Source organism: Kribbella sp. NBC_00482, from assembly GCF_036013725.1.
GTDB lineage: Bacteria > Actinomycetota > Actinomycetes > Propionibacteriales > Kribbellaceae > Kribbella.
This window is the reverse complement of the sequence record NZ_CP107881.1, coordinates 2,456,658-2,483,246: the sequence shown is the minus strand read 5'-3', so window position 1 is coordinate 2,483,246 and position 26,589 is coordinate 2,456,658. Positions and strand designations below refer to the sequence as shown.

Below are 26,589 nucleotides of genomic sequence, written 5' to 3'. Positions count from 1 at the left end.
CGGTGCTTTCCTTCGAGCTGTCGTACGACGAACTACTCACCTACCAGGGCACGAATCCGCGACCCGCGGACTTCGACGCGTTCTGGGACAAGGCGCTGCTCTCACTGGACGAAGTCCCGGACGAGGCGGAGTTCGTCGACGCCGTCGATTTCCCGCTGACGACGGCGACCGCGCAGCACCTGTACTTCACCGGGACCGGCGGCTACCGGGTGCACGCGAAGGTCGTGCGTCCCACCGAGCCGACCGGGCCGGCCGTGCTGCTGTTCCATGGGTACGGCGGTGAGCAGCCGGCATGGATCGACCTGCTGCCGTACGCCGCTCGTGGGTTCACTGTCGCGGCTCTGGACGTCCGCGAGCAGGTCGGTTTCCGTACGTCGTCGCAGGCATCGAACAGCTTCTCGCTGCATCACCACCTGGTGCACGGGCTCGACGACGGGCCGGACGGCCTGCTCTACAAGCACGTCTTCCTGGACACGCGGCGCTTGGCGGACCTCATTGGCGGGCTGCCTGAGGTCGACGCGGCCCGGATCGCGACGACCGGATGGAGCCAGGGCGGTGGGCTGTCGCTGGTGGCGGCGGCGCTGACGCCGTCGATCAAGTACGTGGCGAGCGTGTTCCCGTTCCTGTCCGACTACCAGCGGACGTGGGACCTGAACCTGGAGACGTCGCCGTACGACGAGATCGTCACGTGGTTCCGCAAGCGCGACCCGCGGCACCTCCGCCAGGAGGAGGTGTTCACGACGCTCGGCTACATCGACATCCAGCACCTGGCACCCCGGATCCGGGCCGAAGTCACCCTCTTCACCGGCCTCGAGGACCAGATCTGCCCACCGTCGACACAGTTCGCCGCCTACAACAAGATCCAGTCCCCCAAGGAAGTCCGCACGTACCCCGACTTCGGCCACGACGACCTACCAGGCGCCCTCGACGACATCTACCAACTGATCGGCACCAAACTCTAGGGCTGGACCCATGGCTCGTTCATCGAGTGCCGGACGATCTCGTAGACGATGCGTTCGTCGTGCCGGCGTTCGATGGCTGCGACCCACGCTCGGGACAGGTCCTCGGGCTCGTCGCCGACGAGAACCACGATCCGGTTCCGGAGGGTGTCCCATAATCCGGCCAGCGCACCTTCAGCCGGCCCCCATTCGTGGGAGTTGGGGAAGATGTCGTCGGCGAGTTCGAGCAGTTCCTCGCGGGAGTACCGGACCGACTCGAATTCGACGGTGAAATCGGCCGGCTGAGCCAGGACTGCCTGTTTCACCGCCTCGACCTCAGGTTCGGAGCCGTCGACGGCGCCGACCAGACGGACGGTGAGGACGCGCGTCCGGTGATCCCAGGACAGCCCTCCGTCGGGCACCGGTCCGTTCTCGACGATCGGCCGGATCGCGTCGATCTGGTTCACCACGTCGGCTTCGCCGGTGATGTCGAGCAGCACCGGCTCCTCGTTCGGCGGCACACCCTTCGTCCTCGCCATCTCGTACCGCCCCGGGTACGGCGCGAAGTTCGGATCGTCGGTGTTACTCATCAGGCCCCCACGATCGCGAACCCTCGAATCCTCACAGCTCGATGCTAGTACCGCTCCAACCAACGTTGTCGTTTGCGCGCCAGTGGTGACCGGGTGATGTGTACCCTTGTGGTTATGTACCTGGGTGGGTACATTCGGGGTTGTGGATGTGGTGTTGCAGGCGTTGGCGGATGGGAGTCGGCGGACGGTGTTGGAGATCTTGCGGGATCATCCCGCGACGGCCGGTGAGTTGGCCGACGCGCTGCCGATCGCGCGGCCGGGTGTGTCCCGGCACCTTCGGGTGTTGCGGGAGGCTGGGCTGGTCGACGTACAGCAGGAGGCGCAGCGGCGGATCTACAGCCTGCGGCCGGAGGCGCTCGTCGAGGTGGATGAGTGGCTGGAGGGGTACCGCGCGCTGTGGCGGAACCGGTTGGACGCCTTGCACACCGAGGTCGCTCGCGGAAAGAAGGCACGATCGTGAAGATCCTGGGGACGATGCGGGCGCTCGACGAAACGCGCGGTGCGGTGCGCGTCGAGGACGTGTACGACACCGACATCGACGACCTCTGGGCGGCGTGCACCACGCCGGAGCGACTCGCGCGCTGGCTGGCGCAGGTGTCCGGTGCGCTGCACGAAGGCGGGACGGTCCAGGCCGTCTTCACCAGCACGTGGAGCGGTCCGGCGAGAATCGAGGTCTGCGACGCGCCGCACCATCTCCTGCTCACGACCGAGCCGGGCACTGCCGACGAAGGCGAACTCGAGGCCTGGCTCACGTCTGTCGGCTCGCAGACCAAGCTGGTGATCGAGGAGCGCGGGCTGCCGGTCGGCTCGCTGCACTTCCACGGCGCTGGCTGGCAGGTGCATCTGGAGGACCTCGGCCGTTCGCTGGCGATCGACGGTCCAGCGCACGACGGCGGGTGGTCGGCGGAGGCGCCTGCCCCGGCCTGGCACGCGCGGTGGACCGAACTCACCCCGGCGTACCGGAGGACCGATGTCTGACCGGATCAAGCTGGAAGGGATCACCGTCAACGCACCCGATGCCCTCGTCCTGGCACGGTTCTACGCCGAGATCACCGGTGGAGTCGTCCGCGGTACGTCGCACTGGGCGTCCATCTCGGGGCCCAACGGGGTCATCTCCTTCCAGCAGGTCGAGGACTTCCGGCCGCCACAGTGGCCCGGCAACGACGTACCGATGCAGATGCACCTGGATTTCCTGGTCGACGACCTCGTTGCGACGGGTCAGCGAGTCCTGGCCGCGGGTGCCAAGCTGCTCGACTTCCAGCCCAACTCGGACCACTGCTACGTGTACGCCGACCCCGCCGGCCACCCGTTCTGCCTCTCAACCTGGGACACCGAAACAGCTACAACAGGAACCAGTAGTTGACCGTCGGCCCTTGCATCGCCAACCCGCCACCCAGCGAGTCGTACAACTTGCGCGCCGGACCGTTCTCAGCTCCCGTGGTGAGGAACATCTTGGTAGCGCCGGCGGACCGCCCCGCGTCCATGAACGCACTGGTCAGAGCGCGGCCGATTCCCTGACTTCGGTAGGACTCGACGACCGCCAGGTTGTGGAGATAGAGCATTGCTACACCGTCGGGCCGTGGCAGCAGATATCCCCAGCACCACCCGGTGACCTCGTCCTCGGCGGTGGCCACGAAAGTCAGCGTGTTGGGGGTGGCGAGGTAGTGCGGGCCGGCGTCGGTGTTCAGGAAGGTGCGGACGGCGCGCGCGAGGAGCTCGGCATCCGGGGTGACGACGCTCATTCACTTCCGCCAGGTGATCGAGTAGCGGAAGAGGAGGTGGCGGCGGTAGGTCGCGCCGGGTAGGAGATCCGTGGCGAGGTCGCGCATCTCGTGGAACGTGGCAGGTGGCGGCCATACGGTGGGGGACGGATGCTCCCAGTGGCCTTTCACCGCTCGGTGTGCGTACCCCACGGCGACGCCGGCCGCTGCGTACGGGAGGTCGCGTGGCGTCGTACGTGCCAGACCGACGACCACCAACGCCCCGCCCGGACGCACGAGTTCACGCATTCGGAGGAGCCCGATGCGGGCGTCGACGTGATGCAGCGTGGCGACCGATGCGACCACGTCGTACGACTCGGGCTCGAACGGATGCTGCAGGAAGTCCCCGTGGAGGTACTCGATCTCGTCCCCGCGCCCACGCGCCAACTCGAGGCTGGGCGTGTCGAGGTCTATCCCGGTGACCTCAGGTACGACGCGACGCAGCTTCCGGGCGAGCATGCCCTCACCGCAGCCGACATCCAGCGCCCGCTCAGCGCCGTGCGGAACGGCCTTGAGGATCTGCGGATGGTAGTGAATGTTGTGGTTCCACGGCTGCCGCATCCGATCAGTCGCGGCCGAGGGCGGTGTTGATGGCGGCGCTCAGGATTTGGTCGTCGTCTGCTTGCCAGGTGTGGTCCTGGGCGCAGGTCCAGTTGTCAGGTTCGGCCGGGATTACACAGCCGAACAGGCGGACCCGGCCGGCCGCGGCCGCTTCCCGCGCGACCGGGGTGGGCAGGCCGTAGAGAATCGGCACTGCTCGTTCCCCACAAGTGGGACAGACCGGTACGTTCGCCATACCGCCAAGGTACTTCACGGCCCGTCCAACGGCGCGGTGCAAAGAGAACGCCGGGCAGTTCTCCGAGGAGAGCTGCCCGGCGTGTGAAAGTAGCTCCGCAGTTCCAAGTAGCTCCGCAGTGCCGGCCTGGTGAGGCATGGTCAGTACTGCGCAGCCGCCGAGTCTAGTTGGCCTCTTTCGTGGCCCAGTAATGCCATTGCGGGGAAGCGACTGGGGAGCGGGCCAGCCCGTCCGGCCAGGTAGCCGGCAGGTCGTGACTCCGCGCCGCGTAGAGAATCACCTCCGATGCGCAACGGTCGCCGCGGACGGCGACCCGGGCGGCGGTCTCGGCACGGATGTCGGCGAGGTAATGGATCGCGGGCAGGAACTCGGCGCTCAGCCGCGGGCTGAGCCGGCCGACGGGTTCGTCGTCGAGCCGGATCTCGACCACGATCCGGTGCCGGTCCTGAAAGCTGTCCTCCTCCTCGATCGCGTGCATGGTGCCGTACGCCCAGCACTCGCCCTCCGCGCGGAAGAACGGCGCCAGTACGTCGGGATGCACCTCGCTGCCCGGCACGACGATGCCGCTGCCGGGCGGTAGCAGGTGAAAACTGCCTGGCGGGGGCAGGTTCACCGGCATGAGCATGTGCGGCTGCCCGAGGGCGACCGCGACACTCGCGTGAAACTCGGTGCCCTGGGCGCCCTTGCCGTCCCAGTCTGCCGGTTCCCACTCACTGACCCACAGGTGGCAGGGAACCTGCGGTTGCAGGCCTTGTGCCACCAGATCTGACAACACCGGGTGGTACCGGTGCGCGTCGTCCCTCGGCAGATAGCCGACAACCTTGCCATGCACCCGGACGGCGATCGACCGCGGGTCGAAACGGTTGTGCGGTTCCGGGACGAGGTCCGCCTCGGTGTCCAGATCTGCGCCGCGCGCCGGGATGGGGTCGGGGAACAGGCTTCTGATCGCCTGCTCGTGCGGGGTCTCCCGCACGACTTCCTGACCGCACCACAAAGCGTCGCCCCACAGACTGAACGGAATCAGTTCCATGTGCCCTCCAGTCCTCACTGACCGGCTCTACACGGCCTATCTCTCCCAGGGCCGTGGCCGTTACACCGAGTGAGCGTATGAGAACTAGACTGCCCAGTGAAGAGCCGTTTCACGCCTGGTGCAAGAGTCTGGAATGCAAAAGGTATCCGCCGGTCCGGACTGTGGACGCGAATCGTCTTGTGCAGCGAGCGAATCGGCGAAGATCGTGCAAATGCACGGGAAGGAACGTCATGCAGGGCAGTGGTTCAGTCGCTCGATCGACGACCGGCGACACCGTCGACACCGTTGACGCAGCGGCCATCGAGGCCGCCATCAAGCGCTTGGACGGCGTCGCCGTCCGTACACCGTTGGAACGCAACCTCCGCCTCTCGGAGCGCACGGGCGCGCAGGTCTGGCTGAAGCGGGAGGACCTGCAGATCGGCCGTTCCTACAAGCTTCGCGGCGCGTACAACCTGATCGCGCAGCTCGACGACGCGGCCAAGGCGGCCGGTGTGGTGTGTGCGAGCGCCGGCAACCACGGCCAGGGGCTGGCGTATTCGTGCCACATGCTCGGCGTCCACGGCAAGGTGTACGTGCCGCGGACGACGCCGCGCCAGAAGCGGGACCGGATCGCGGCCCTCGGCGGCAAGCAGATCCAGGTGATCGTCACCGGCGACACGTACGACGACGCGGCCGCCGCCGCGATCGCGGAAGGTTCCGCGACCGGCGCGACGATGGTGCCGGCGTTCGACGACCCGAGAACCGTTGCGGGACAAGGGACCGTGGCGATCGAGTTGGTGGAGCAGCTCGGCCAGGCTCCCGACGTACTCGTGGTTCCGGTCGGTGGGGGCGGTCTCGTTGCGGGGGTTGCAACGTGGATCGCCGAGCGGCATCCCGGCGTACGCATCGTCGGGGTGGAACCGGGTGGCGCGGCGAGCATGGCTGCGGCGGTCGCGGCCGGTAAGCCGGTGACGTTGCCGCACTTGGACAGCTTCGTCGACGGTGCCGCCGTACGCCGGGTTGGTGACGCGACCCTCCCGCTGGTGCAGCGGGCCGGCGTCGAGCTGATGTCGGTGCCTGAAGGGCTCGTCTGCTCGGAGATGCTCGCGCTCTACCAGACCGACGGCCTGATCGCGGAGCCCGCGGGCGCTTTGTCGACAAGTGCCCTTGGCAACGGTCTCGACGTACGTCCGGGCGAGACCGTCGTCTGCCTGCTGTCCGGTGGGAACAACGATGTCAGCCGGTACGGCGAGATCCTCGAGCGCTCGTTGGTGTACGAAGGCCTGAAGCACTACTTCCTGGTGACGTTCCCGCAGGAGCCCGGCGCTCTGCGCGCCTTCCTCGACGAGACGCTCGGCCCCGACGACGACATCACGCTCTTCGAGTACGTCAAGCGCAACAACCGCGAGACCGGCGTCGCCCTGGTCGGCATCGAGATCAGTACCCGGGACGACCTCCCGCTGCTGCTGTCGCGGATGGAGGCCGCCCCGCTCGACATCGAGCGCATCAACCCGAACTCACCAGAATTCAGGTATCTGATCTGACGTTCGGGTACCCCTCGCGGTTCTGGGAGCCGTCGTCCGGCCAGAGGTTCTGGGCCTGGGTGCGGTGGTCGTCCGATTGCGCGCGGGCCTCCGCGGCGGCATCGCGCCGTTCGGTGGCGCCGGCCGACAACCGGCGCGCCTCGGCCGTCTTCTCGTCGGCGGTCGCCTGCGCCTTGCGGGCACGCGCGTCCACCTCGTCGGCCACAGCGCGCTGCTTCTCGGCCTGTGCCGCGTTCGCTCGCGCCTGCTGCTCGTGCTCGTACGCCTGCTGCTCGGTCCGATGTTGCGACCTGCGCGACATCGCACTCGCGATCAGTGCGATCACGATGACCAGTACGGCGATCGCGACGACGATCCAGACAATGGTCATTCCGTTCATCGGTCCTCCTCGGCTCGATGATCAGAACCTCCGGTACCCGGAGCCGTCGCCGCCTAACTCCGCCCTCGGACGACCCCTCTCAGACCAGGCCGCGGCGGGCGGCCCAGACGATGGCTTCGATGGCGGTGCTGAAGCCGAGGCGGTCGCAGATCAGCCGGGTGCGCCGGCGGACGGTGCGTTCGGACAGATCGAGGCGCCGGGCGACGCCGTCGACCGGGAGGCCGGTGGCGAGCAGGCGGAGGAGTTGCAGGTCGTCGTGGCTGATCTCGCGCGGCGGTACCCGTCGCGCGAGGGGTCGAAGTTCCTGGGGGAGGACGGTCATGCTGATCACCTTGTTCCGAACACCCGGGACTCGGCGGCGTCCCAGTCGGCCGGTTTACCCTGCGGGTCGTAGCGCCGCAGAGAATGTGTGGATCGGACCAGGGCGCGCATCGCGCTCAGGTCCGGGAAGGGCTCGCCGAGGGCGCGAGCTTGGACGAGGACGTTGCCCAGCGCGGAGGCCTCGACGGGCCCGGCGAGGACGGGTACGCCGCACGCATCGGCGGTGAGCTGACAGAGCAGCTCGTTCTGCGAACCACCGCCGATCACATGCAGTACGTCGACCTCGCGGTCCGCGATCGTCTGCGCGGCGCGCAACGTACGGCGGTACGCGAGGGCGAGGCTCTCCAGGATGCAGCGAACCACGGCACCGCGTGATCGAGGCGGTTCCTGACCGGTCGCCCGGCAATGCTCCTCGATCCGCGCAGGCATGTTGCCCGGGGCAAGGAACTCGGGGGCGTCCGGATCGATCAGTACGGCGTACGGCGGCGCGGAGGCGGCGTCCCGCAGCAGCCCGGGCAGGTCGTCGTCGCCCCAGACTCGTTGGCATTCCTGCAGGATCCACAGCCCCATCACGTTCCGCAGGAACCGGGTCCGCCCGTCGACGCCGCCTTCGTTGGTGAAGTTCGCGTCCCGTGCGTCATCCGTCAGGACCGGCGCATCGAGCTCGAGCCCGACCAGCGACCAGGTCCCCGAGGAGATGTACGCGAACCGCTCACCCACCGCGGGCACCGCAACCACAGCCGAAGCCGTGTCGTGCGACCCGACCGCAATCACCGGAATCCCCGGCGCCAACCCGGTCTCGTCCGGCAGGACAGTCCCCACCACATCTCCCGGCTCCCGCAGTTCGGGAAAGATCCGCCGGGGCAGCCCCACCCGCGCGATGAGCTCATCGCTCCACGCCCGCGCGCGCACGTCGTACAGCTGCGTGGTCGACGCGTTCGTCCGCTCAACCCCAACCTCACCGGTCAGCCAGTACGCCAGCAGGTCCGGGACCATCAACAGCGTGCCGGCGGCCGGCAGCTTTTCGGCCGCCAGTTGGTAGATGGTGTTGAACGGGAGTTGCTGCAGGCCTGTGACGGCGTACAGGTCGGATGCGGGAATCGTCGACAGGACGCGTTCCATCACGCCGTCGGTCCGCGAGTCGCGGTAGTGAACGGGGTTGCTCAGCAGTCGGCCATCCGAGTCGAGCAGGCCGTAGTCGACTGCCCAGGAGTCGATGCCGATGCCGTCGAGCGGTCCGGCTGCCTGTAGACCCTCCAGGATCGAGCGGTAGAGGTGCAGGACGTCCCAGTGCAGCCGGCCGCTCACGCGCACCGGACCGTTCCAGAAGCGGTTCAGCTCACTCAGTTCGAGGACGTCAGCGCCCACCTCGCCGAGCATCACCCGCCCGCTCGAGGCTCCGAGGTCCACCGCCGCGACCCCCTTCACGGCGCGACCACCGTGAGGTCGAGGTGCATCAGATCGGCGACTGCGGCCAGGTCAGCACCCCGGTGCCCCGTCCCGAGGGCCCAGTGATGCGCGACGCCGGACGCCGACCACGCGTCGGTCCACTCCCCGGGGTCACACCCGAAGTCCACTCGCGACGTCGTGTTCCCGATCTGCAGCAGCGGTCCAGGTACGACGGTCCCCTCGGAAGCGATCAGGTTGAACGACCCGTCGCGCCGCTGCCCCAGACCGCACAGCGTCACCGGCCCTTGCTGTACGTCGAACTCAACCGACACGCCCCACCCACGCTTGCCGTGGTACACACCCAGCCCGCGCAGCAACGGCTTCCGCGCAGAGATCGCCAGATGTGCGGGGCCGTCGTGCCCCATCTCGACCACGTTGTCGCGGAAGTTCAGCGCCTGCAGCTCGGTGAAAGACCCGCCGGCACCGAGCTTGTCCATCACCAGCATCGCCAGCGAGGTCCGCAGCTCGTACTCACCGGCCGCCGGTACACCCCTTGCCGTCAGCAACGACGCGCCGAGGATCATCCCGGCCGCGACCCGCTCGTGCATCTCTCCGTCGAGCCCGCGGTGGTAATAGGCCAACGAATCAAGGGAAAAGTCCTCGACCAGGCGATCCAGGGCGACCGAGACCGTGGCGCCCCACTTGAAGTCCTCGTCCTTCACAGAGTCGTCGAGGGTGAAGATCTCCCGGGCCAGCTCCATCCTGGCCGACGTCTCCGCGTCGGTGACCTTCTCGACCCGTACCCGAAGGTCGTCGATCTCCAGGATCTCCACATGCCCGCCGAGCTGCGCGGACACCTGCGTCGGGTCGGTGATCACGTCCATCATCCCTGGGTACAGGTGCCCCAGCAGGCCGTGCCGCCCGTGCCGCAGCGCGGCCCGCACTCCGGCGGCGCGGATCCACCGGTCGATCCGCGCCCACGCCCGCTCGTCCTCCAGGTAGCCGGACACCGAGCGGAAGTCGATCCCGCATCGCTCGAACGCGTTCGCCATCTCCGGCAGCGGACAGGCGCCGCAGTACGCCAGCCAGGCGCCGGTGTCGAAGGTGGCGTGGTCCATCGCCTCGGTCGGCTGCAGGTTCAGCAACAGCACCGGCGCCCCGCTGCGCTGAGCAACGGGGACCAGCATCGACGCGGTCATGTACGTCGTGAGGAAGCCGACGATCAGATCACAGTCCGCCGCCCGCAGCTTCTCGGCGGCCGCGGCCCCTTCCTGCGCGTCGGAGATGAACCCGACGTCCACCACCTCGCAATCGAGCGCCGCGAACCGCTCCGACACTCGCCGCGCGGACGCCTGCAACTGCGGCAGCAGGTCCGGGAACTGCGGCCAGTACGCACCCAAGCCACCCGCGACCAACCCGATCCGAGTCTTGACCATCAGACACCTCCTAGCGCAGGAAGGCGGCAGCCACGCCGGCGTCGACGGGGACGTGCAGGCCGGTCGTGTGGGTGAGGTCCCCACCGGTCAGCGCGAACACCGCGGCCGCGACGTTCTCCGGCAGCACCTCACGCTTCAGCAGGGTCCGCTGCGCGTAGTACGCACCGAGTTCCTCCTCCGGTACGCCGTACACCGCGGCCCGCTTCGCGCCCCAGCCGCCGGCGAAGATCCCGGATCCGCGGACGACGCCGTCGGGGTTCACGCCGTTGACCCGGACCCCGTACTCGCCGAGCTCGGCCGCGAGCAGCCGTACCTGGTGCGCCTGGTCCGCCTTGGCGGATCCGTACGCGACGTTGTTCGGGCCGGCGAACACCGAGTTCTTGCTGGAGATGTAGACGATGTCGCCACCCATCCCCTGGTCGATGAGCACCTTCGCGGCCGCCCGCGAGACAAGGAACGAGCCCTTCGCCATCACGTCGTGCTGCAAATCCCAGTCGCGTTCTGTCGTTTCCAGCAGCGATTTCGAGATCGACAGCCCGGCGTTGTTGACGATGAGGTCGACACCGCCGAACGCGAGCACTGCCTCGCGCAACGCCGCCTCGACCGCGTCCGCCGACGACACGTCCGCGCCGACAGCAACCGCCACATCCGTAGAGCCGATCTCCTTCGCCACCGCCTCGGCGGCAGCCAGGTCGAGGTCCGCGACGACGACGCACGCGCCCTCGGCGGCCAGCCGTTGCGCGATCGCCTTGCCGATACCCGATCCGCCACCGGTCACGAACGCGACCCGGGTCGCGAGCGGCTTCGGACGAGGCATCCGCTGCAGCTTCGCCTCCTCCAGCGCCCAGTACTCGATCCGGAACTTCTCCCGCTCGTCGATCGGCGCGTACGTCGACACCGCCTCGGCGCCCCGCATCACGTTGATCGCGTTCACGTAGAACTCGCCGGCCACCCGCGCGGTCTGCTTGTCCTTCCCGAAACTGAACATCCCGACCCCCGGCACGAGCACGATCGCCGGGTCCGCGCCCCGCATCGCCGGGCTGTCCGGCTCGGCGAACGCCTGGTAGTACGCCTCGTAGTCCTCCCGGTACTGGGTATGCAGCTCCTTCAGCCGGGCAACTGCTTCGTCCACCGACGCGGACGGCGGCAGGTCGAGGACGAGCGGGCGGACCTTGGTCCGCAGGAAATGGTCCGGGCAGGACGTGCCGAGTTGGGCGAGCGGCTGCAGCTTCTCGCGCGACAGGAACTCGAGTACTGCCTCCGAGTCGGTGAAGTGGCCGACCTGTGGTTTGTCCGTCGACGCCAGCCCACGGATGACTGGCGAAAGGGCGGCGGCCCGCTCCCGACGTTCGTCGGCGGGCAAGGGTTCGTAGCCGGGGACGATCGCGCCGAAGGGCTCGGCGACACCGCGGTCCGCCAGGAAGCGTTCCGCCGTACGGATGATGTCGAGCGAATTGGCCTCGCACTCTTCCGACGTGTTGCCCCAGGCAGTAATCCCGTGACCGCCGAGGACACAGCCGATCGCCTGCGGGTTGTCCCGCTTGACCGCGGCGATGTCCAGGCCGAGCTGGAAACCGGGGCGCCGCCACGGCACCCACACCACGCGGTCGCCGAAGCACTCCGCGGTCAGCTTCTCGCCGTCCGCCGCGGTCGCCAGCGCGATCCCGGAGTCCGGGTGGAGATGGTCGACATGAGGGGCATCGACCAGCCCGTGCATCGCGGTGTCGATCGACGGCGCCGCGCCGCCCTTCCCGTGCAAGCAGTAGTCGAACGCGGCGACCATCTCGTCCTCACGGTCGACACCCGGATACACGTCGACGAGCGAGTTCAGCCGATCCAGCCTGAGCACTGCCAAGCCTGCCGAGGTGAGCGTGCCGAGGTCACCACCGGAGCCCTTCACCCACAGCAGATCGACGGGCTGCTGGGTGACCGGGTCGGTCTCCGTGCCCTTCGCCGACGTGTTCCCGCCGGCGTAGTTGGTGTTCCTCGGATCGGCACCGAGCCGGTTGCTGCGCGCAACGAGCTCAGAGGCGGTGTCGGTCACTGTCATGCTCCCCATCCGGCCTGCTGGCCGTCGGCTCGGTCCTTGGTGATCTGCTCGAAGTAGCCGCTGCGCTTGTACGCCGCGACCGGGTCCGCGTCCAGGCCCTGCGACTCACGCAACTCGGCGAGCAGCGGGCGGACGTCGGTGTTGTAGGCATCCATCAGCGCCGCGTTCGCACCCAGCACGTCGCCCGACTGCTGAGCGGCCCGCAGTACGTCGCGGTCGACCAGCAGCGCCTTCGCGGTCGCCTCCTGGACGTTCATCACCGAGCGGATGATCGCGGGGATCTTCTCCTCGATGTTGTGGCACTGGTCGAGCATGAACGCGATCCCGCGGTCCGGGTCGAGCGCGTCGCCGCGGACGATCTCGTTCATGATCCGGAACAGCTGGAACGGGTCCGCGGCCCCGACCATCAGGTCGTCGTCGGCGTAGAACCGGCTGTTGAAGTCGAACGCGCCGAGCTTCTTCGCCCGGAGCAGGAACGCCACGATGAACTCGATGTTGGTCCCCGGCGCGTGGTGCCCGGTGTCGATACAGACCGTCGCCTTCGGCCCCAGTTCGAGACAGTGCGCGTACGACGTACCCCAGTCCGGCACGTCCGTGGTGTAGAAGGCCGGCTCGAACAGCTTGTACTCGAGCAGCATCCGCTGGTCGTCACCGAGCCGGTCGTACACCTCCTTCAGGGCCGCCGCGAGCCGGTCCTGCCGGTCCTGGATGTCGTCCTGGCCGGGGTAGTTGGTGCCGTCGGAGAACCACAGCTTCAGGTCGCGGGACCCGGTCGCGTCCATGATGTCGACGCATTCGAGCAGGTGGTCGGTGGCCTTCCGGCGTACCGCAGGATCCGGGTTGGTGACGCTGCCCAGCTTGTAGTCGTCGTCCTGGAAGACGTTGCTGTTGATCGCCCCGAGCCGGACGCCCTGCTCCTTCGCGTACGCCGCCAGCGCCGCGTAGTCGTCGACCTTGTCCCAGGGGATGTGCAGCGCCACGCTCGGCGCGACCCCGGTGTACCTGTGGACGACGGCCGCGTCGGCGATCTTCTCCTCCGGCGACCGCGGCACCCCGGGCTGGCTGAACACCTTGAACCGGGTGCCGGAGTTCCCGAACGCCCACGAGGGCAGCTCGATCTCCTGGCGGCTGAGGGCGGCCTTCACGGCTTCGGTCGTCATGCTTCAGTCCTCTTTCAGGTGGAAGATCTCGGGCAGGAGCAGGAACGACTCGTCCGGCGGCCTGCCATCGATACCGGTGAAGAATTCGGTCATCTGGGCTTGCCAGCGGGTGTTGACCTCGGTCGCCGCCATCGCCTTCTGCGCCGCCTCCAGGTCCTCGGACTCGACGTACCCGATCAGCAGGCCGTCGTCGCGGAGGAAGAGCGAGTAGTTGTGCCAACCGGAGTCCCGCAGCGCGGCCTGCATGTCCGGCCAGACGTTGCGGTGCCGTTCGACGTACTCGTCCAGGCGGTCCGGGCGGACCTGGAGGCAGAAGCAGTAGCGATTCACGAAGACGCCCTCAGAAGTTGAACTTGTCGATGTTGGCGGCGGTGAACTCGGTCGGCGGGCCGAGGACGATCTCACCGTCGGCGCCGACGGTGTACTCACCGAGCTTCCCGGCCTTGAACTTCTCGCCCTCGGCCCCGGTGATCTGACCGGAGCTCAGCGAAGCGCCGGCGTACGCGGCCAGGTACCCGATGTCGGCCGGGTTCCAGAGCGCGAACTTCTTCACGGTGCCGTCCTTGACGAACTTGCGCATCTGATTCGGCAGACCGAGGCCGGTGATGGCCACCTTGCCCTTGTAGTTCGACGCGCTGACGTAGCGGGAGGCGGCTGCGATGCCGACCGTGGTCGGCGAGACGATCACCTTGAGGTTCGGGTACGACTGCAGCAGGCCCTGCGCCTCGGTGAACGACTTCTGGTCGTCGTCGTTGCCGTAGGCAATCTTGACCAGCTTGAGCTTCGCGTTCTCCGGCTTGGCCAGCTCGGTCTTCATCACCTCGATCCAGGAGTTCTGGTTCGTGGCGTTCGGCGTCGCGGACAGGATGGCGATCTCGCCAGAACCGCCGGCCAGTTCGCTGGCCATCTTCACCAGGCTCTCGCCGATCCCCTGCGTGGTGGCCTGGTTGATGAACGCGTCCCGGCAGGTCTTGGCCGCGTCGGAGTCGAACGTTACGACCTTGATCCCGGCCTTGCGGGCCTGGTTCAGCGACGGGCAGACCGCGTTCGGGTCGTTGGCCGCGACCACGATCACGTTCTGCTGCTGCTGGATGAGCGTGTTGATGTAGCTGACCTGCGACGACGCGCTGGCGTCGTTCGGGCCGACCAGCTTGTACTCGCCCTTCAGCTCGCCGACCGCGACCTTGCCGCCGCCGACCTCCACGTCGGTGTACGGGTTGTTCAGCTGTTTGGGCAGATAGGCGATCTTCAAGCCCTCTTTGAGCGGGGCGTTCGGATCGGCTTTGGCCGAGGTGTTCGTCGGCGCCGCCGTGTTCTGGCCTTCCGTACTGGACTTCGTCGTACCACCGCATGCGCTCAGTGCCAGCGCGAGGACGGCCATCACCGCCAGGTTCTTCCGCTTGGTCATTGGTTCCACCCCTTCAGTTACGACGCAGTCGGTTGGCGAGGTTGGGGCCGAGGACCGAGGCGATCAGCAGTACGCCGGTCACCACGTTGAGGGCCTCGTTGGACACGTCGGACAGCCGCAGTGCGTTCTGCAGCGAGCCGAGGAGCACGACACCGGCGACCACACCGGCGAGCGCGCCCTTACCGCCGAAGATCGAGACGCCGCCGAGCAGGACGGCGGCAACCACGGCGAGTTCCAGCCCGGCGCCGTTGTCGGCCCGGGCACTGGAGTAGCGAAGCGTCCACAACACCCCGGCGAGGCCCGAGACGAGGCCGCCGGCGACGTACAGCCAGAACTTCAGCCGACCCGGGCGGACGCCGGCGAACCGGGCAGCCTGCTCACTCGCGCCGACCGCGAACACGGCCCGGCCGATCGGCGTTGCGTGCAGGATCACGCCGAACACGACAGCCAGGACGACGATGATGATCAGCACGTTGGGGAACGGCGTACCCCCGATCGTGCCGGTGACCCAGTCGGTGTACGCCGACGGGAAGTCGGCGACCGCGCTGTCGCCGAGGACGACGAACGCCAGGCCGCGGTACAGCGCGAGGGTGCCGATCGTGACCGCGAGCGACGGCAGACCGAGGACCGTGACGAAGAAGCCGTTGACCGCCCCGAGGACCGCGCCCAGCAGCAGGCAGAGCGGGATGATCGTCTCGATCGGCTGGTTCGCGTTCCACAGGTAGCCCATCACCGCGCTCGACAGGCCGAGCGTGCTGGCCACCGACAGGTCGATCTCGCCGGTGACGATGACCAGCGTCATCGGCAGCGCGATGATCGCGATCGGCAGCACGTCGAGGACGAGGAAGCCGAAGTTCTGCGACGTACCGAAATTGTCCACGGTCGCGGCGGCGACGATCAGCACCACGACGGTGATCGCGATGATCGCGACGTTCCAGTTCGCGAACCGTGCCACGCGGGTGGCCGTGAGCTCAGCCGACATGGGAGCTCCGCTTCTTCAGGCTCGCGGCGACCCGGGCCGCGACCAGACGATCGGCGCCGATCGCCAGCAGGATCAGCGCACCGACGATCGCCTGCTGCCAGAACTGGTTGATCTCGAGGACGGCGAGAGCGCTGCCGATCGTGGTCAGCAGGAGCGCTCCGAGCGCGGCGCCCCAGACGGTCCCACTGCCGCCGAAGACCGCGACGCCGCCCACCACGACGGCCGCGACGACGTTGAGCTCGTAGCCGGTCCCGGCCGCCGCGTCGATCGTGCCGAACCGCGCGGCGAAGAGCACACCCGCGAGCCCGGCCAGCCCGCCGCTGACGACGAAGGCGCCGACCGTACGGCGACCGACCGGGATGCCGGCGAGCCGCGCGGCGTGCGGGCTGGAACCCATCGCGTACAACTCCCGGCCCGTCCGGTAGCTGCGCAGGACGACGCCGGTCACCACGAGCACCAGAACCGCCAGCAGCACGAGGTACGGGATCCCGATCACGGTGGCGTTGCCGAAGTCGAGGAAACCGGAGGGCAGTTCGTCGGCGTTGATCTGGCTGCCGCCGGCCCAGAAGTACGTCACACCGCGGATCACGTAAAGCGTCCCGAGGGTGACGACCAGCGCGGGGACGTTGCCGTACCGGACCAGGACCCCGTTGAGTGCACCGCAGACCACGCCGACGCCCACACCGACGAGGAGGGCGAGGATCACCGGCAGGTTGTTGTTGTGGAGGAGGGTGCCGACGGTGAAAGCGCTGAGACCGAGCACCGAGCCGACGGAGAGGTCGATGTTGCGGGTGATCACCACCACGGCCTGGCCGACCGCCAGAACGGCCAGGATCGCGGTGTTGAGCAGGATGTCGCGGATGCTCTGCCCGGACAGGAAGCGCGAGTTGGAAGTCGCTGTCACCGCGACCAGAAGCGCCAGCGCGATGACGATGCCGAGCTCGCGAGCACGCAGTACGGCATCGAGCGAGGAGCGCCGCGGAGCAGGCAGATCGACAGCGGTCACAACGCCGCCTCCTGCCCGGTCGCGGCGAACATGACTGCTTCCTCGGTGGCTTCGGCCCGGCTCAGCTCCGCGACCAGGCGGCCCTCGCGCATCACCAGTACGCGATCCGCCATCCCGAGCACCTCGGGCAGCTCGGACGACACCATCAGCACCGCGACGCCGTCGGCTGCTAGCGACGACATCAGCCGGTGGACCTCGGCCTTGGTGCCGACATCGATCCCCCGTGTCGGCTCGTCGACGATCAGCACCTTGGGTCTGGTCGCGAGCCACTTGGCCAGCACGACCTTCTGCTGGTTGCCACCCGAGAGCGTCCCGACCTCGTCGGACAGCCGTCTGTACTTCGTCTTCAGCCGGTCGGTCCATTCCTTGGCGGAACGTCGTTCCCGGCTACCGGTGAGGAAGCCGAGCTGCGACAGCGATCGCGACCGGGGCAACGTGACGTTGCGCTCGATCGAGAGCTCCATCACCAAGCCCTGCTGGCGACGATCCTCCGGTACGAGCGCGACACCGGCCGCCATCGCCCGCTTCGGAGAACCCGGCGGGAGAATCTTGCCGCCGACCTCGACCGTGCCGGAGTCGCGCGGGTCGACGCCGAAGATCGACTGCACGACCTCGGAGCGGCCGGATCCCACCAGGCCGGCCAGCGCGACGATCTCGCCGGCGCGGACGTCGAACGACACGTCGGCGTACACCGGGTCCCGGGTCAGGTTTCGGACGCTGACGGCGACCGCGCCGGGTTCGACGTCCTGCTTGGGGAAGAGGGCGCCGAGGTCGCGGCCGACCATCTTGCGGACCATCTCGTCGACGGTGAGGTCGCTCAGTAGATCGGTCGAGACGTGCCGGCCGTCGCGCATGATCGTGACCCGCTGGCAGAGCGCGGTGACCTCCTCGAACCGGTGCGAGATGAACATGACCGCGGCGCCGTCGTCGCGCAGTGACCGCGCGACCGCGAACAAGCGCTCGACCTCGACCCCGGTCAGCGCCGCGGTCGGCTCGTCCATCACCACCACGCGCGCGTCGGTGGACAGCGCCTTCGCGATCTCGACCAGTTGCTGGTCGGCGATCGACAGACCGCGGGCCGGACGGTTCGGATCGATCGACACGCCGAGCCGGGTGAACAGCTGGGCGGCCTGCCGGACCATCGCGGCCCGGTCGATGGTTTTGAAACGACCCAGCGGCTGGCGGCCCATCGCGATGTTCTCCGCGACGGACAGGTCCGGGAACAGTGTCGGCTCCTGGTAGATGACGGCGATCCCGGCGGCCTTGGCGTCGGCCGGGGTGGCCAGGTCCTGGGGGCGGCCGTCCAGTTCGACGGCGCCGGCGTCCGGGCGGTGCACGCCGGCCAGCATGTTCACGATCGTTGACTTCCCGGCCCCGTTCTCACCGACCAGGGCGTGCGCCTCACCGCCGTACAGGTCGAAGGAGACGTCCCGGACCGCGGCGACCGCTCCGAAGGACTTCGACACCTCTCGCACCCGCAGGATCGGCGAACCGTCGGACATGGTCACCTCCGTCCCGGGCCAGGAGTTTGGATGAAAGGTTTCAAGAGAGTGCCCTGACGCTAAGCTCGCGCCCCGGGGGCCGTCAAGAGCCTGCCCGGGTTTTGCGGCCGATCTCGGACTGGTACTGCGGAGAATCCGCGGCGAGCGGGTATTCTGCGGCCGCTAAGACGTTTCAAGTGCTTCAGCTGCGGAGGGAGGTTCTCGTGTCGGTGGATGACGCGGAAGCCCTGCCCGAGCGCACCCGGCGACGCCGCGCGCCGAAGCCGCACGCGGCCGGGGTGAAGGCGGTCGCCGCGGCCGCCGGCGTCTCGCTGGGGACCGTCTCGAACGTGCTGAACCGGCCCGAGGTGGTCAGCCCACTGACCCGGGCGAAGGTCGAGGCCGCGATGGCCTCACTCGGCTTCGTCCGGAACGAGTCGGCGCGCCAGCTGCGAGCAGGCTCCAGCCGGATCCTGGCGTACGTGATGCTCGACGCCGGCAACCCGTTCTTCACCGATGTCGCGAAGGGCGTCGAGGAGGCTGCGCAGGCGGCCGGCCTGTCGGTGTTCCTCTGTACCAGCAGCGAGGACGCCGACCGCGAGGCGGCGTACCTCGATCTGCTCGAACAGCAACGCGTCCAGGGCATTCTGATCACGCCGATCGACCAGAACTCGTCCCGCCTGCGCGAGCTGCCGTCCCGCGGTACGCCGCTGGTCGTGGTCGACCGTGCGCTCGACGACGCTTCGCACTGTTCGGTCGCGGTGAACGACATCCTCGGCGGCGAGCTCGCGATCTCGCACCTGCTGGAGCTCGGCCACGAACGGATCGCGTACGTCGGCGGACCGAACACGATCGGGCAGGTCATCGACCGCCGCGACGGCGCCCGGCGCGCACTGCGGACCGCGGGGAAGCCGATGGCGAACCTGATCGAGTTGACCACCGGCGCGCTCACGGTCGCCGAAGGTCGGGGCGCTGGGCAACGACTTGCGGGGCTCCCGGCCGATCGCCGGCCGACGGCCGCGTTCTGCGCGAACGACCTGCTGGCGTTGGGATTGCTGCAACAGTGCGTGAGTCTGGGGCTGCGCGTTCCGGAGGATCTCGCGATCGTCGGGTACGACGACATCGAGTTCGCGGAGGCGGCCGCAGTACCGCTCACCTCGGTGCGTCAGCCGCGGCAGCTGCTCGGCCGGACGGCCGCCGAGTTGCTGCTGGACGAGTCGTCGAACCCGGACCACGAACACCAGCGCGTGACGTTCACGCCGGAACTCGTGGTCCGCACGTCAACGCGCGGCACCCTCTAGTCCGTAGGCCGCCAGGAAGACCTCGGCGGCTTGGTCGGCGAGCTTCTCGAGCTCACCGGGCTTCGGGCGCTGCCGGGTGCCCGCGAACATGGCGCGGTTCATCGGCTTGTACATCACCAGACCGGCGAACTGGTACGCCGCCAGCGTCGGGTCGTCGAGCCGCTTCAACAGGCCGCGGTCGCTCAGGCGGCTCAGCGCCTGCCCGAGCGCCTCGAGCGACTTCTCGAAGCCGGTGTTGAACCAGGCGCCGCACACCTCGGGAAACCGGTCCGCCTCGGCGATCACGAGCCGGCGGAGCTGCAGGACACTGTCTGCGGTGAGGCTCTGGAGCAGGCGATGCGCCAACGCACGCAGGGCTTCGCGCGCGTCGGCGGCCCCTTCGAGCGTGTCGGCGTACGCCTGCTGGAGGCCGTCGAGGAGCTGGTCGCTGGTGCCGAGGACGATCTCGGAGAACAGGCGCTCCTTGTTCTCGAACTGCTTGTAGACGGTCTGTTTGGAGACGCCGGCCTTCGCCGCGACCTCGTCCATGCTCGCGCCGAGGTACCCGTGACTGAGGAAGACCTCGGTCGCCGCGGCCAGGATCGCTCGGCGTTTGCGGGGCGTTCGTCCCTCTTCCGGTTCCATGCAGAAAATCATACTAGACAGTCCAGTTCTCTGACTAGTACTGTACGGTCTAGTTCCCAACCAGTGAGGAGAAGACCATGAGCACCGTGACTTCGGCCGACGGCACCACGATCGACTTCGAGGCGTACGGCGAAGGCAGACCGCTGATCCTGATCGACGGGGCGACCGCGCACCGGGCCGTGAACCCGCTGAACGACGAGGTCGGGAAGCTGCTGACCGACGACTTCCGGACGTACGCGTACGACCGGCGTGGCCGCGGCGCGAGCACCGACACCGCGCCGTACGCGATCCAGCGGGAGATCGAGGACATCGCCGCCCTCATCGAGGACGCTGGTCAGCCGGCCATCCTCTTCGCCTGGTCGTCGGGCGGTCTGCTGGCGCTGGACGCCGCGGCTGCGGGGCTGCCGATCGCCGGGCTGGTGTTGTTCGAGCCGCCGGTCGTTGTTGACGACGTACGGCCGCCGCTGCCGACCGACTACGTGGAGCAGCTCGACGCGTTCGTCGCGGAGGGGCGCCGGGACAAGGCCGCCGAGCTCTTCATGACCGCGGCCGCGATGATGCCCGCGGAGGCGATCCCCGGCATGAAGCAGTCGCCGTACTGGGCGCCGGTCGAGGAGATCGCGCACACGATCTCGTACGACGGCCGCATCATGGGGACCACCATGTCCGGCAACCCGCTGCCTGCCGACCGCTGGGCCGACGTGAAGGTTCCCGTGCTGGTGCTCTACGGCGACAAGACCTGGCCCGCGCTCTCCGCCGGCGCCCAGGCCGTGGCCGCGCACCTGCCTACCGCGACGTTGAAGGCGATCCCCGGTGAGAACCACGGAACCGAGCCGGCGACACTGGCTCCGGTACTGCGGGAGTTCGCTGACTTGACCTAGTGCGCACTCCAGCTAGTTCGATCGGGTGCATGGTGAATCTTGCGCTGGGCGCGATGGAGTACGGGACGCGGATCGACGAAGAGACCTCGTTCCGGTTGCTGGACGCATATGTGGACGCCGGTGGTGAGTGGATCGACACCGCGAACTGCTACGCGTTCTGGCAGGACCCGAGCGGACACGGCGGACAGAGTGAGGAGCTGCTCGGGAGATGGTTCGCGCAGCGGCCCGGCGTACGGGATCGGGTCAAGCTGGCGACCAAGGTCGGGTGCGAGCCGCTCTGGCCAGGCAGCTGGCCCGAGCACTCGGAAGGCCTGAGCGCCAAGGCGATCGACGCGGCGCTCGAGACGTCCCTCCGCCGCCTCGGTGTCGATCACATCGACCTCTACTGGGCACACCGCGACGACAGGTCCACTCCGCTGGAAGAGACCGTCGCCGCGTTCGGCAAGCACGCTGCGGCCGGCACCATCGGTCGCCTCGGGCTGTCGAACTACGCACTGTGGCGGGTGGAGCGGATGCGCGGTCTGGCGGGTGAGCTGGGCGTCATGGCTCCGAGTGCGCTGCAGTTGCGCTACTCCTACCTGCAGCCCCGGCCGTTCGTCCGCGACCACATCCACGACCACCGCTTCGGCTGGATCACCGACGAGGTCCTTGACTACGCACAGAACAACCCGGAGCAGCAGCTGTTCGCCTACAACCCGCTGATGTCCGGCGCCTACGAGAACCGGGCCGACCGCCCCATCGACCCAGCCTTCGACCACCCCGGCAGCACCCGCCGCCTGGAGGCCCTCAACGACCTGGCCACCACCCTCAACACCACCCGCTCCGCAGTAGTCCTCGCCTGGCTCACCGGAGGCACCCCCGCCATCACCCCCATCGTCGGCATCAGCACCCCCAACTACCTCACCACCGCCCTCGCCGGCGCCAACCTCTCCCTAACCCCCACCCAACACCAACAACTCGCCGAGATCTGGTAGAGACCAAATCCTGCGGCCCCTTCACGTTGCGTGACGAGAGGCGTAGGGTGCCGTGCTCAACGGGGTGATCACGGTGACGGGCCTGTGGGGGGTCTGCCGTGACGAGTTGGTGGGGGATGGCACATGGCAGAGGAAAGCTGGCACCAGGCACGCCTGATACCGACCTCGGGAATCAACGGTGCCGACGAACAGGAGCGCCGAGCCACGTCCGCTCTGCTCGCCGTGATGTCGTCGGTGCGTGAGTTCGGCCGGGTCCTGACGCAGCCGCTGGGAGCACCGGCAGGACAACTGGAGACGTACACAGAGGTGCCGTTCTACCTGGGCGAGCGGCGCCTCTATCCAGACGGACTGCTGCGTTCGCGGCGCGGCCAGAAAGAATGGACGGCGCTCGTCGAGGTGAAGACCGGCGTCAACGCACTGGACGCGGAACAACTCGAGGCCTACCTCGACATCGCCCGTGAGCAGGGATTCGACGCTGTCATCACGATCTCGAACGAGATTCCGGCCGTCGCCGGCCTGCACCCGACCAAGGTCGACAAGCGGAAGCTCAAGCGGGTCGCTTTGCACCATTGGTCCTGGTCGATGGTCCTCGCGCAAGCCGTGCTGCAGAAGGAACATCGGGGCGTCGCCGATCCTGACCAAGCCTGGATCCTCGGTGAGCTGGTCCGTTACCTCGAGCATCCGCGGTCAGGAGCGCTCCAGTTCGACGACATGGGTCCCTCGTGGGTGACGACCCGGGAAGCCGTTGCCTCCGGCACACTCCGCCCCGGCGACAAGTGCGCACCCGAGGTTGCTGCCCGGTTCGATGCGCTCCTCACGTACGTAAGCCTTCAACTCGGCCGAAAGCTCGGCGACGATGTCACGCCGGCGTTGTCCCGAAAGGAGCTGGCCGATCCCGCGCTGCGCTCGCAGTCGCTGGTGCAGTCAATGAGTACGCAGGGAAGCCTCCAAGGAGCGATCAACATCCCGAACGCGGTGGGGCCGCTGGTCGTCACGACCGATCTCCGTGCAGGGGTTGTCACCTGTCACGTCGACATCGCCGCACCGCGGGACGGCCGGGCTACTACCCGCGTGAACTGGCTTCTGCGCCAACTCCGGCACGCACCGGAGTCGACAAGGGTCGAAGCGTTCGTGATGCATGGTCGTGGGGCCGGTACGGCGGAGTTGCTGCGTGCTGTCCGTGACCAGCCGGCGTTGCTCATCGAGGACCCGAAGAAGGACCTGCGCTCATTCCGGATCGCGCTCGGATCACCGCTCGGTAGCAAGCGTGGACGGGGCCGCGGCTCGTTCATCGACTCGGTGGAGAAGGCGATCAACTCCTTCTACGGCGACATAGTGCAGGACCTGCGGGTCTGGACGGCGGCGCCGCCGCGGCTACGCGAGGCACCGGAGACTTCGGACGAACGACCGTCGCTGACGTCCACCGCATTGTCGTCACAGGACGGAGCCGAGGCCGACGCGATCCCTCGTCCGCCCGAGAACGGTCACCCGCTGCGCCCGGATATTCATGCCGATCCGTTGGACACGGAAAGTGCTGAGCCGCCGACGCCGAGCCTGGCCGGTAGCGCGCCAGGAACGCCTGAGCCATCTATCTGAAGATCATCCTCAATCAGCGCTCCCGCTGGACCCGGGGTCGGTGAGATGGTTTGTTTGTGGACAGGGATTCGTTCTGGGGTCTGGTCGAGGATGCGCGGGCCTCGGTGGATGACACCGTGGCTGATCCGGACGGGGTTGCGGACGCGCTGACCAAGGTGCTTGGTACGGCGGAGGCCGAGGAGATCGTCGGGTTCGGGACCGAACTCGCGCGGTTGCAGGTCGAGTCGTACCGCTGGGATCTGTGGGCGGCGGCGTACCTGATCAACTCCGGTGCTTCGGAGGACGGGTTCGACTCGTTCCGGGGCTGGCTGCTCGCCCAAGGGCGGGAGGTGTGGGAAGCGGCGATGACCGAACCGGATTCGCTCGCCGACGTGGTGGACGAGGACCGGCCGGAGGGGTTCGAGGGCTTCGACGGCGAAGGCATGCTGCACGTCGGCAGCCACGCCTACAAGAACCTGACAGGCGACGAGCCGGCGTACTGGAAGGCCGTCGACCGCGACGCCCCGGACACCCCGGACCTCCCCGTAGGCAAGGAAATCGACTTCGACGACGAAGAAGATCTGCAGACGCGCCTGCCACGGCTCTCAGCGCTGTACCTCAACGCCTGACGACCGGAGCTGAACGCGACCGGGCAGAGCGGAAATCCGACTCTCCTGTCCGATGTGTGGGTAGCTGTCGAGGCGCGGTCAGGGTCAGGCAGGCTCGCCGCTGAGTCTTTCGATGGCGTTGCGGAGGCGGCGGCGCCACCCGGAGCGGCCGGCCTCTTCGTCTGCGGCGGCGAGGCTGACCAGGTGCTGGGCCGTCTCGAAGCTCTCGTCGATGTGCGGGTCTGCGTCGGTGAGCGCCGACTGTGGCTCGTCGTGCTCGTACTCGATCGATCGGGTTGTCCAGCCGAAGCCGTCCGGGACCAGTAGTTCGGGTACGAGTGTTTCGTGGCTGAGGGACGTTAGCTCGGTATTGCCGTTTCCGATACTGAAGATCGTCGTACCGCGTCGCCGTACGTCGCTGATGCGTTCCAGCAGCGTGTCGGTGGGTGCGTCCTCAGCGACGACCAGCAACGACTCACCGCGACCAGAGTCGCGCAAGCGGTCCAGGCCGATCGCCAGGTGCGGTGGTGCGTCTGGCGGTGGCGCCCAGCGGACCAGTGACGGTCGCAGGTCCTCGACGCCGGCCCGGTGGAGTTCGTCGTCCAGGTGGGCGGTCAGGTGCCAGGGCTCGTCGTCGACCGGTCCGAACAGCATGAGCCCGCTGCGCCTGGTGGTGAAGCGTCGCAGCGCATAGCCGAACTCTGTGGTCCGGCTACCCAGTTCGGTGCCGGTCAGCATCTCGCGGAGGAGTGAGGCCCTGGTGAGATCCACACGTCCAACCTACGCGACCTCAGGTCAGCCGGTCCGCCTTCGACTGCAGGTAGCTCCGCTCCGGCATGCTCGTCGTACGGCGGGCCGCCAGCAGGTAGCTCTCCCGCGCAGCGGCTACGTCACCGGACATCTCGAGCAGATGCGCGCGGACAGCCTCGAGCCGGTGGTTCATGCGGTCGTCCGACTCGAGTGGCTCGAGTACGGCGAGCCCCTCCTTCGGGCCGACCGCCATACCCACTGCCACCGCGTGGTTGAGCTTCACCATCGGGTTGTCGACCAGTTGCTCGAGTACGTCGTACAGCGCGACGATCTGCCGCCAGTCCGTGTCGTCAGCACGCTCTGCCGTGTCATGTACCGCAGCGATCGCGGCCTGTACCTGGTACGGCCCCAGCTGCGTCCGCGACAGCGCATCGCTCACCATCGCCTCCCCCTCGACGATGGCGGCCCGGTTCCATTTGGAGCGGTCCTGCTCGGCCAGCGGGATCAGTGTCCCGTCCGCACCGGTCCGTGCCGCCCGCCGCGCGTCGGTCAGCAGCATCAGCGCCAGCAGCCCCGCCACCTCACCGTCGTCCGGCAGCAGCTTCCGCACGCCACGCACCAGCCGGATCGCCTCGGTCGTCAGCTCCGCACTGTGCAACGACGTACCGGACGACGCCGTGTAGCCCTCGTTGAAGATCAGGTAGAGCACATGCAGTACGGCGCCCATCCGCTCGTCCCGCTCCGCCTCCGGCGGCATCTCGAACGAACTGCCTGCCTGCTTGATGCTCCGCTTCGCCCGGCTGATCCGCTGCGCCATGGTTGCCTCCGGCACCAGGAACGCGGCCGCGATCTGCGCAGTGGTGAGACCACCGACCGCACGCAGCGTCAGTGCGATCTGCGACGCCGCCGACAACGCCGGATGGCAACAGAGGAACAGCAAAGTCAGTGTGTCGTCGCTACCGCCCGGATCGTCGATCTCCGGGCCTGACGCGACGAACTCCTCCGGGGCGGCGAGCTGTGCCGCGTTCTCCTCACGCCGCCGTCTGGCCGACTCGCTACGGAGCAGATCGGTGAGCCGACGCGACCCGACCCGGATCAGCCAGCCACGCGGGTTGTCCGGCACGCCTTCGGTCGGCCACTGCTGCGAGGCCGCGAGCAGAGCCTCCTGGACCGCTTCCTCGGCCAGGTCGAAGTGCCCGTAGTGCCGGACCAGCGCACTGAGCACCTGCGGCGTCTGCTCCCGCAGCAGCAGCTCGAAGCCAGTCACATCTCCAGCCCAGACATGTCCATGACCGGTCGCACCTCCACGGCGACGTACTCGGCGTCCGGCATGCGGGCCGCGTACCCGATCGCCTGGTCGATGGTGTCGCACTCCACCAGGTAGAACCCGGCCAGGTGCTCCTTCGCCTCGGCGTACGGCCCGTCCGTCGTGGTCGTGGTGTCGTCACGCACCTGAACGGTCCGGGTGGTGATCGGGTCGGCCAGACCGGCGGCACTGACCAGCAGGCCCTGCTCGGTCAGCTCCCGCGACAGTGCCTCGTGCGCCTCGCTCAGGCCGTCGCGTTGCTCGGCCGACAGGCTCGCCCAGCTCTCGGCGTTGCTGTAGATCAGCAGCATGTACTTCACA

The 26,589-nt window shown here is 68.1% G+C and carries 30 protein-coding genes; 10 read left to right on the top strand and 20 right to left on the bottom strand.

The window, feature by feature from the left end; genetic code table 11:
- Positions 1–2: 2 nt before the first annotated feature.
- Complete coding sequence (locus OHB24_RS12520; RefSeq protein WP_327639157.1) at positions 3–962, top strand: acetylxylan esterase; 960 nt, start codon at positions 3–5, stop codon at positions 960–962.
- Here the strand turns inward: OHB24_RS12520 and OHB24_RS12515 are convergent.
- The gene (locus tag OHB24_RS12515; RefSeq protein ID WP_327639156.1) at positions 959–1,528 is read right to left on the bottom strand and encodes a hypothetical protein; all 570 of its coding nucleotides are present in this window, start codon (positions 1,526–1,528) and stop codon (positions 959–961) included. The two genes, OHB24_RS12520 and OHB24_RS12515, sit on opposite strands and share 4 nt — an antisense overlap.
- 142 nt (positions 1,529–1,670) lie before the next feature.
- Here OHB24_RS12515 and OHB24_RS12510 point away from each other — a divergent pair, with 142 nt between their 5' ends.
- The 3 genes from OHB24_RS12510 to OHB24_RS12500 are packed head-to-tail and all read left to right on the top strand — an operon-like array spanning position 1,671 to position 2,891.
- Complete coding sequence (locus tag OHB24_RS12510) at positions 1,671–1,988, top strand: ArsR/SmtB family transcription factor (protein WP_327639155.1); 318 nt, start codon at positions 1,671–1,673, stop codon at positions 1,986–1,988.
- Positions 1,985–2,506: an SRPBCC domain-containing protein gene (locus tag OHB24_RS12505; protein WP_327639154.1), complete on the top strand. Its 522-nt coding sequence runs from the start codon at positions 1,985–1,987 to the stop codon at positions 2,504–2,506. Before OHB24_RS12510 ends, OHB24_RS12505 begins: the two co-directional genes overlap by 4 nt.
- A complete protein-coding gene (locus tag OHB24_RS12500) occupies positions 2,499–2,891 on the top strand; it encodes a VOC family protein (RefSeq protein ID WP_327639153.1) in 393 nt (130 codons plus the stop codon). Before OHB24_RS12505 ends, OHB24_RS12500 begins: the two co-directional genes overlap by 8 nt.
- On the opposite strand, the gene OHB24_RS12495 is transcribed toward OHB24_RS12500, so the two are convergent.
- The 4 genes from OHB24_RS12495 to OHB24_RS12480 all read right to left on the bottom strand — a co-directional run bounded on the left by OHB24_RS12495 (position 2,869) and on the right by OHB24_RS12480 (position 5,114).
- Complete coding sequence (locus OHB24_RS12495) at positions 2,869–3,270, bottom strand: GNAT family N-acetyltransferase (RefSeq protein WP_327639152.1); 402 nt, start codon at positions 3,268–3,270, stop codon at positions 2,869–2,871. The genes OHB24_RS12500 and OHB24_RS12495 overlap by 23 nt on opposite strands.
- Complete coding sequence (locus OHB24_RS12490) at positions 3,271–3,849, bottom strand: class I SAM-dependent methyltransferase (RefSeq protein ID WP_327639151.1); 579 nt, start codon at positions 3,847–3,849, stop codon at positions 3,271–3,273.
- Between the two features lie 4 nt (positions 3,850–3,853).
- Positions 3,854–4,042 carry a hypothetical protein gene (locus OHB24_RS12485; RefSeq protein ID WP_327639150.1) on the bottom strand — a complete coding sequence of 63 codons (189 nt, stop codon included), beginning with the start codon at positions 4,040–4,042 and terminating at the stop codon, positions 3,854–3,856.
- A 205-nt stretch (positions 4,043–4,247) separates the two neighbouring features.
- The gene (locus OHB24_RS12480; protein ID WP_327639149.1) at positions 4,248–5,114 is read right to left on the bottom strand and encodes an HIRAN domain-containing protein; all 867 of its coding nucleotides are present in this window, start codon (positions 5,112–5,114) and stop codon (positions 4,248–4,250) included.
- A 230-nt stretch (positions 5,115–5,344) separates the two neighbouring features.
- Here OHB24_RS12480 and ilvA point away from each other — a divergent pair, with 230 nt between their 5' ends.
- Complete coding sequence (ilvA, locus tag OHB24_RS12475; protein ID WP_327639148.1) at positions 5,345–6,637, top strand: threonine ammonia-lyase IlvA; 1,293 nt, start codon at positions 5,345–5,347, stop codon at positions 6,635–6,637.
- On the opposite strand, the gene OHB24_RS12470 is transcribed toward ilvA, so the two are convergent.
- From OHB24_RS12470 to OHB24_RS12420, 11 genes are all read right to left on the bottom strand, one after another.
- Positions 6,621–7,016, bottom strand: coding sequence for a hypothetical protein (locus tag OHB24_RS12470; RefSeq protein WP_327639147.1), 396 nt, complete (start codon positions 7,014–7,016; stop codon positions 6,621–6,623). The genes ilvA and OHB24_RS12470 overlap by 17 nt on opposite strands.
- A 79-nt stretch (positions 7,017–7,095) precedes the next feature.
- A complete protein-coding gene (locus tag OHB24_RS12465; protein WP_130386717.1) occupies positions 7,096–7,338 on the bottom strand; it encodes a LuxR C-terminal-related transcriptional regulator in 243 nt (80 codons plus the stop codon).
- Positions 7,339–7,343: 5 nt separating this feature from the next.
- Entirely contained in the window at positions 7,344–8,765 is a 1,422-nt protein-coding gene (locus OHB24_RS12460) for a rhamnulokinase (protein WP_327639146.1), read from the bottom strand.
- Positions 8,762–10,162 carry an L-fucose/L-arabinose isomerase family protein gene (locus OHB24_RS12455; protein ID WP_327639145.1) on the bottom strand — a complete coding sequence of 467 codons (1,401 nt, stop codon included), beginning with the start codon at positions 10,160–10,162 and terminating at the stop codon, positions 8,762–8,764. The genes OHB24_RS12460 and OHB24_RS12455 overlap by 4 nt, the downstream gene beginning before the upstream one ends.
- A 10-nt stretch (positions 10,163–10,172) precedes the next feature.
- Complete coding sequence (locus OHB24_RS12450) at positions 10,173–12,212, bottom strand: bifunctional aldolase/short-chain dehydrogenase (RefSeq protein WP_327639144.1); 2,040 nt, start codon at positions 12,210–12,212, stop codon at positions 10,173–10,175.
- On the bottom strand, positions 12,209–13,372 hold the full coding sequence (rhaI, locus tag OHB24_RS12445; RefSeq protein WP_327639143.1) for an L-rhamnose isomerase: 1,164 nt from the start codon (positions 13,370–13,372) through the stop codon (positions 12,209–12,211). The genes OHB24_RS12450 and rhaI overlap by 4 nt, the downstream gene beginning before the upstream one ends.
- A 3-nt stretch (positions 13,373–13,375) precedes the next feature.
- Positions 13,376–13,702 (bottom strand): L-rhamnose mutarotase, encoded by a 327-nt coding sequence (locus OHB24_RS12440; RefSeq protein ID WP_327639142.1) that lies wholly within the window; start codon positions 13,700–13,702, stop codon positions 13,376–13,378.
- 10 nt (positions 13,703–13,712) lie between these two features.
- Complete coding sequence (gene rhaS, locus OHB24_RS12435; RefSeq protein ID WP_327639141.1) at positions 13,713–14,780, bottom strand: rhamnose ABC transporter substrate-binding protein; 1,068 nt, start codon at positions 14,778–14,780, stop codon at positions 13,713–13,715.
- Positions 14,781–14,793: 13 nt separating this feature from the next.
- Complete coding sequence (locus OHB24_RS12430; protein ID WP_327639140.1) at positions 14,794–15,762, bottom strand: ABC transporter permease; 969 nt, start codon at positions 15,760–15,762, stop codon at positions 14,794–14,796.
- Positions 15,752–16,768 carry an ABC transporter permease gene (locus tag OHB24_RS12425; RefSeq protein ID WP_327639139.1) on the bottom strand — a complete coding sequence of 339 codons (1,017 nt, stop codon included), beginning with the start codon at positions 16,766–16,768 and terminating at the stop codon, positions 15,752–15,754. Before OHB24_RS12425 ends, OHB24_RS12430 begins: the two co-directional genes overlap by 11 nt.
- Positions 16,765–18,270 (bottom strand): sugar ABC transporter ATP-binding protein, encoded by a 1,506-nt coding sequence (locus OHB24_RS12420; RefSeq protein WP_327639138.1) that lies wholly within the window; start codon positions 18,268–18,270, stop codon positions 16,765–16,767. Before OHB24_RS12420 ends, OHB24_RS12425 begins: the two co-directional genes overlap by 4 nt.
- A gap of 203 nt (positions 18,271–18,473) precedes the next feature.
- On the opposite strand from OHB24_RS12420, the gene OHB24_RS12415 reads away from it, so the two are divergent.
- The gene (locus tag OHB24_RS12415) at positions 18,474–19,550 is read left to right on the top strand and encodes a LacI family DNA-binding transcriptional regulator (protein WP_327639137.1); all 1,077 of its coding nucleotides are present in this window, start codon (positions 18,474–18,476) and stop codon (positions 19,548–19,550) included.
- Here OHB24_RS12415 and OHB24_RS12410 read toward each other — a convergent pair.
- On the bottom strand, positions 19,530–20,174 hold the full coding sequence (locus OHB24_RS12410; protein ID WP_327639136.1) for a TetR/AcrR family transcriptional regulator: 645 nt from the start codon (positions 20,172–20,174) through the stop codon (positions 19,530–19,532). The genes OHB24_RS12415 and OHB24_RS12410 overlap by 21 nt on opposite strands.
- Before the next feature lie 77 nt (positions 20,175–20,251).
- On the opposite strand from OHB24_RS12410, the gene OHB24_RS12405 reads away from it, so the two are divergent.
- The 4 genes from OHB24_RS12405 (at position 20,252) to OHB24_RS12390 (ending at position 24,233) form a co-directional block, all read left to right on the top strand.
- Positions 20,252–21,055, top strand: a complete 804-nt coding sequence (locus OHB24_RS12405) for an alpha/beta fold hydrolase (RefSeq protein ID WP_327639135.1) — start codon at positions 20,252–20,254, stop codon at positions 21,053–21,055.
- 29 nt (positions 21,056–21,084) lie between these two features.
- Positions 21,085–22,029, top strand: coding sequence for an aldo/keto reductase (locus OHB24_RS12400; protein ID WP_327639134.1), 945 nt, complete (start codon positions 21,085–21,087; stop codon positions 22,027–22,029).
- Positions 22,030–22,152: 123 nt separating this feature from the next.
- On the top strand, positions 22,153–23,625 hold the full coding sequence (locus OHB24_RS12395) for a hypothetical protein (protein WP_327639133.1): 1,473 nt from the start codon (positions 22,153–22,155) through the stop codon (positions 23,623–23,625).
- Between the two features lie 56 nt (positions 23,626–23,681).
- The gene (locus OHB24_RS12390; protein ID WP_327639132.1) at positions 23,682–24,233 is read left to right on the top strand and encodes a DUF4240 domain-containing protein; all 552 of its coding nucleotides are present in this window, start codon (positions 23,682–23,684) and stop codon (positions 24,231–24,233) included.
- Between the two features lie 84 nt (positions 24,234–24,317).
- Here the strand turns inward: OHB24_RS12390 and OHB24_RS12385 are convergent, their stop codons facing one another.
- The 3 genes from OHB24_RS12385 to OHB24_RS12375 are packed head-to-tail and all read right to left on the bottom strand — an operon-like array spanning position 24,318 to position 26,579.
- Positions 24,318–24,983, bottom strand: a complete 666-nt coding sequence (locus OHB24_RS12385; protein WP_327639131.1) for a hypothetical protein — start codon at positions 24,981–24,983, stop codon at positions 24,318–24,320.
- Positions 24,984–25,002: 19 nt separating this feature from the next.
- Positions 25,003–26,229 (bottom strand): RNA polymerase sigma factor, encoded by a 1,227-nt coding sequence (locus tag OHB24_RS12380; protein ID WP_327639130.1) that lies wholly within the window; start codon positions 26,227–26,229, stop codon positions 25,003–25,005.
- Complete coding sequence (locus OHB24_RS12375; protein WP_327641054.1) at positions 26,226–26,579, bottom strand: YciI family protein; 354 nt, start codon at positions 26,577–26,579, stop codon at positions 26,226–26,228. The genes OHB24_RS12380 and OHB24_RS12375 overlap by 4 nt, the downstream gene beginning before the upstream one ends.
- Positions 26,580–26,589 lie beyond the last annotated feature (10 nt).

Bases quoted from the DNA above. Each gene is read 5' to 3' on its own strand.
- OHB24_RS12455 (WP_327639145.1), bottom strand. From the start codon at position 10,162: ATGGTCAAGACTCGGATCGGGTTGGTCGCGGGTGGCTTGGGTGCGTAC.
- OHB24_RS12490 (WP_327639151.1), bottom strand. From the start codon at position 3,849: ATGCGGCAGCCGTGGAACCACAACATTCACTACCATCCGCAGATCCTC.
- OHB24_RS12410 (WP_327639136.1), bottom strand. From the start codon at position 20,174: ATGGAACCGGAAGAGGGACGAACGCCCCGCAAACGCCGAGCGATCCTG.
- OHB24_RS12405 (WP_327639135.1), top strand. From the start codon at position 20,252: ATGAGCACCGTGACTTCGGCCGACGGCACCACGATCGACTTCGAGGCG.
- OHB24_RS12500 (WP_327639153.1), top strand. From the start codon at position 2,499: ATGTCTGACCGGATCAAGCTGGAAGGGATCACCGTCAACGCACCCGAT.
- OHB24_RS12515 (WP_327639156.1), bottom strand. From the start codon at position 1,528: ATGAGTAACACCGACGATCCGAACTTCGCGCCGTACCCGGGGCGGTAC.
- rhaI (WP_327639143.1), bottom strand. From the start codon at position 13,372: ATGACGACCGAAGCCGTGAAGGCCGCCCTCAGCCGCCAGGAGATCGAG.
- ilvA (WP_327639148.1), top strand. From the start codon at position 5,345: ATGCAGGGCAGTGGTTCAGTCGCTCGATCGACGACCGGCGACACCGTC.
- OHB24_RS12395 (WP_327639133.1), top strand. From the start codon at position 22,153: ATGGCAGAGGAAAGCTGGCACCAGGCACGCCTGATACCGACCTCGGGA.
- rhaS (WP_327639141.1), bottom strand. From the start codon at position 14,780: ATGACCAAGCGGAAGAACCTGGCGGTGATGGCCGTCCTCGCGCTGGCA.
- OHB24_RS12450 (WP_327639144.1), bottom strand. From the start codon at position 12,212: ATGACAGTGACCGACACCGCCTCTGAGCTCGTTGCGCGCAGCAACCGG.
- OHB24_RS12480 (WP_327639149.1), bottom strand. From the start codon at position 5,114: ATGGAACTGATTCCGTTCAGTCTGTGGGGCGACGCTTTGTGGTGCGGT.
- OHB24_RS12420 (WP_327639138.1), bottom strand. From the start codon at position 18,270: ATGTCCGACGGTTCGCCGATCCTGCGGGTGCGAGAGGTGTCGAAGTCC.
- OHB24_RS12375 (WP_327641054.1), bottom strand. From the start codon at position 26,579: ATGCTGCTGATCTACAGCAACGCCGAGAGCTGGGCGAGCCTGTCGGCC.
- OHB24_RS12430 (WP_327639140.1), bottom strand. From the start codon at position 15,762: ATGTCGGCTGAGCTCACGGCCACCCGCGTGGCACGGTTCGCGAACTGG.
- OHB24_RS12465 (WP_130386717.1), bottom strand. From the start codon at position 7,338: ATGACCGTCCTCCCCCAGGAACTTCGACCCCTCGCGCGACGGGTACCG.
- OHB24_RS12470 (WP_327639147.1), bottom strand. From the start codon at position 7,016: ATGAACGGAATGACCATTGTCTGGATCGTCGTCGCGATCGCCGTACTG.
- OHB24_RS12495 (WP_327639152.1), bottom strand. From the start codon at position 3,270: ATGAGCGTCGTCACCCCGGATGCCGAGCTCCTCGCGCGCGCCGTCCGC.
- OHB24_RS12400 (WP_327639134.1), top strand. From the start codon at position 21,085: ATGGTGAATCTTGCGCTGGGCGCGATGGAGTACGGGACGCGGATCGAC.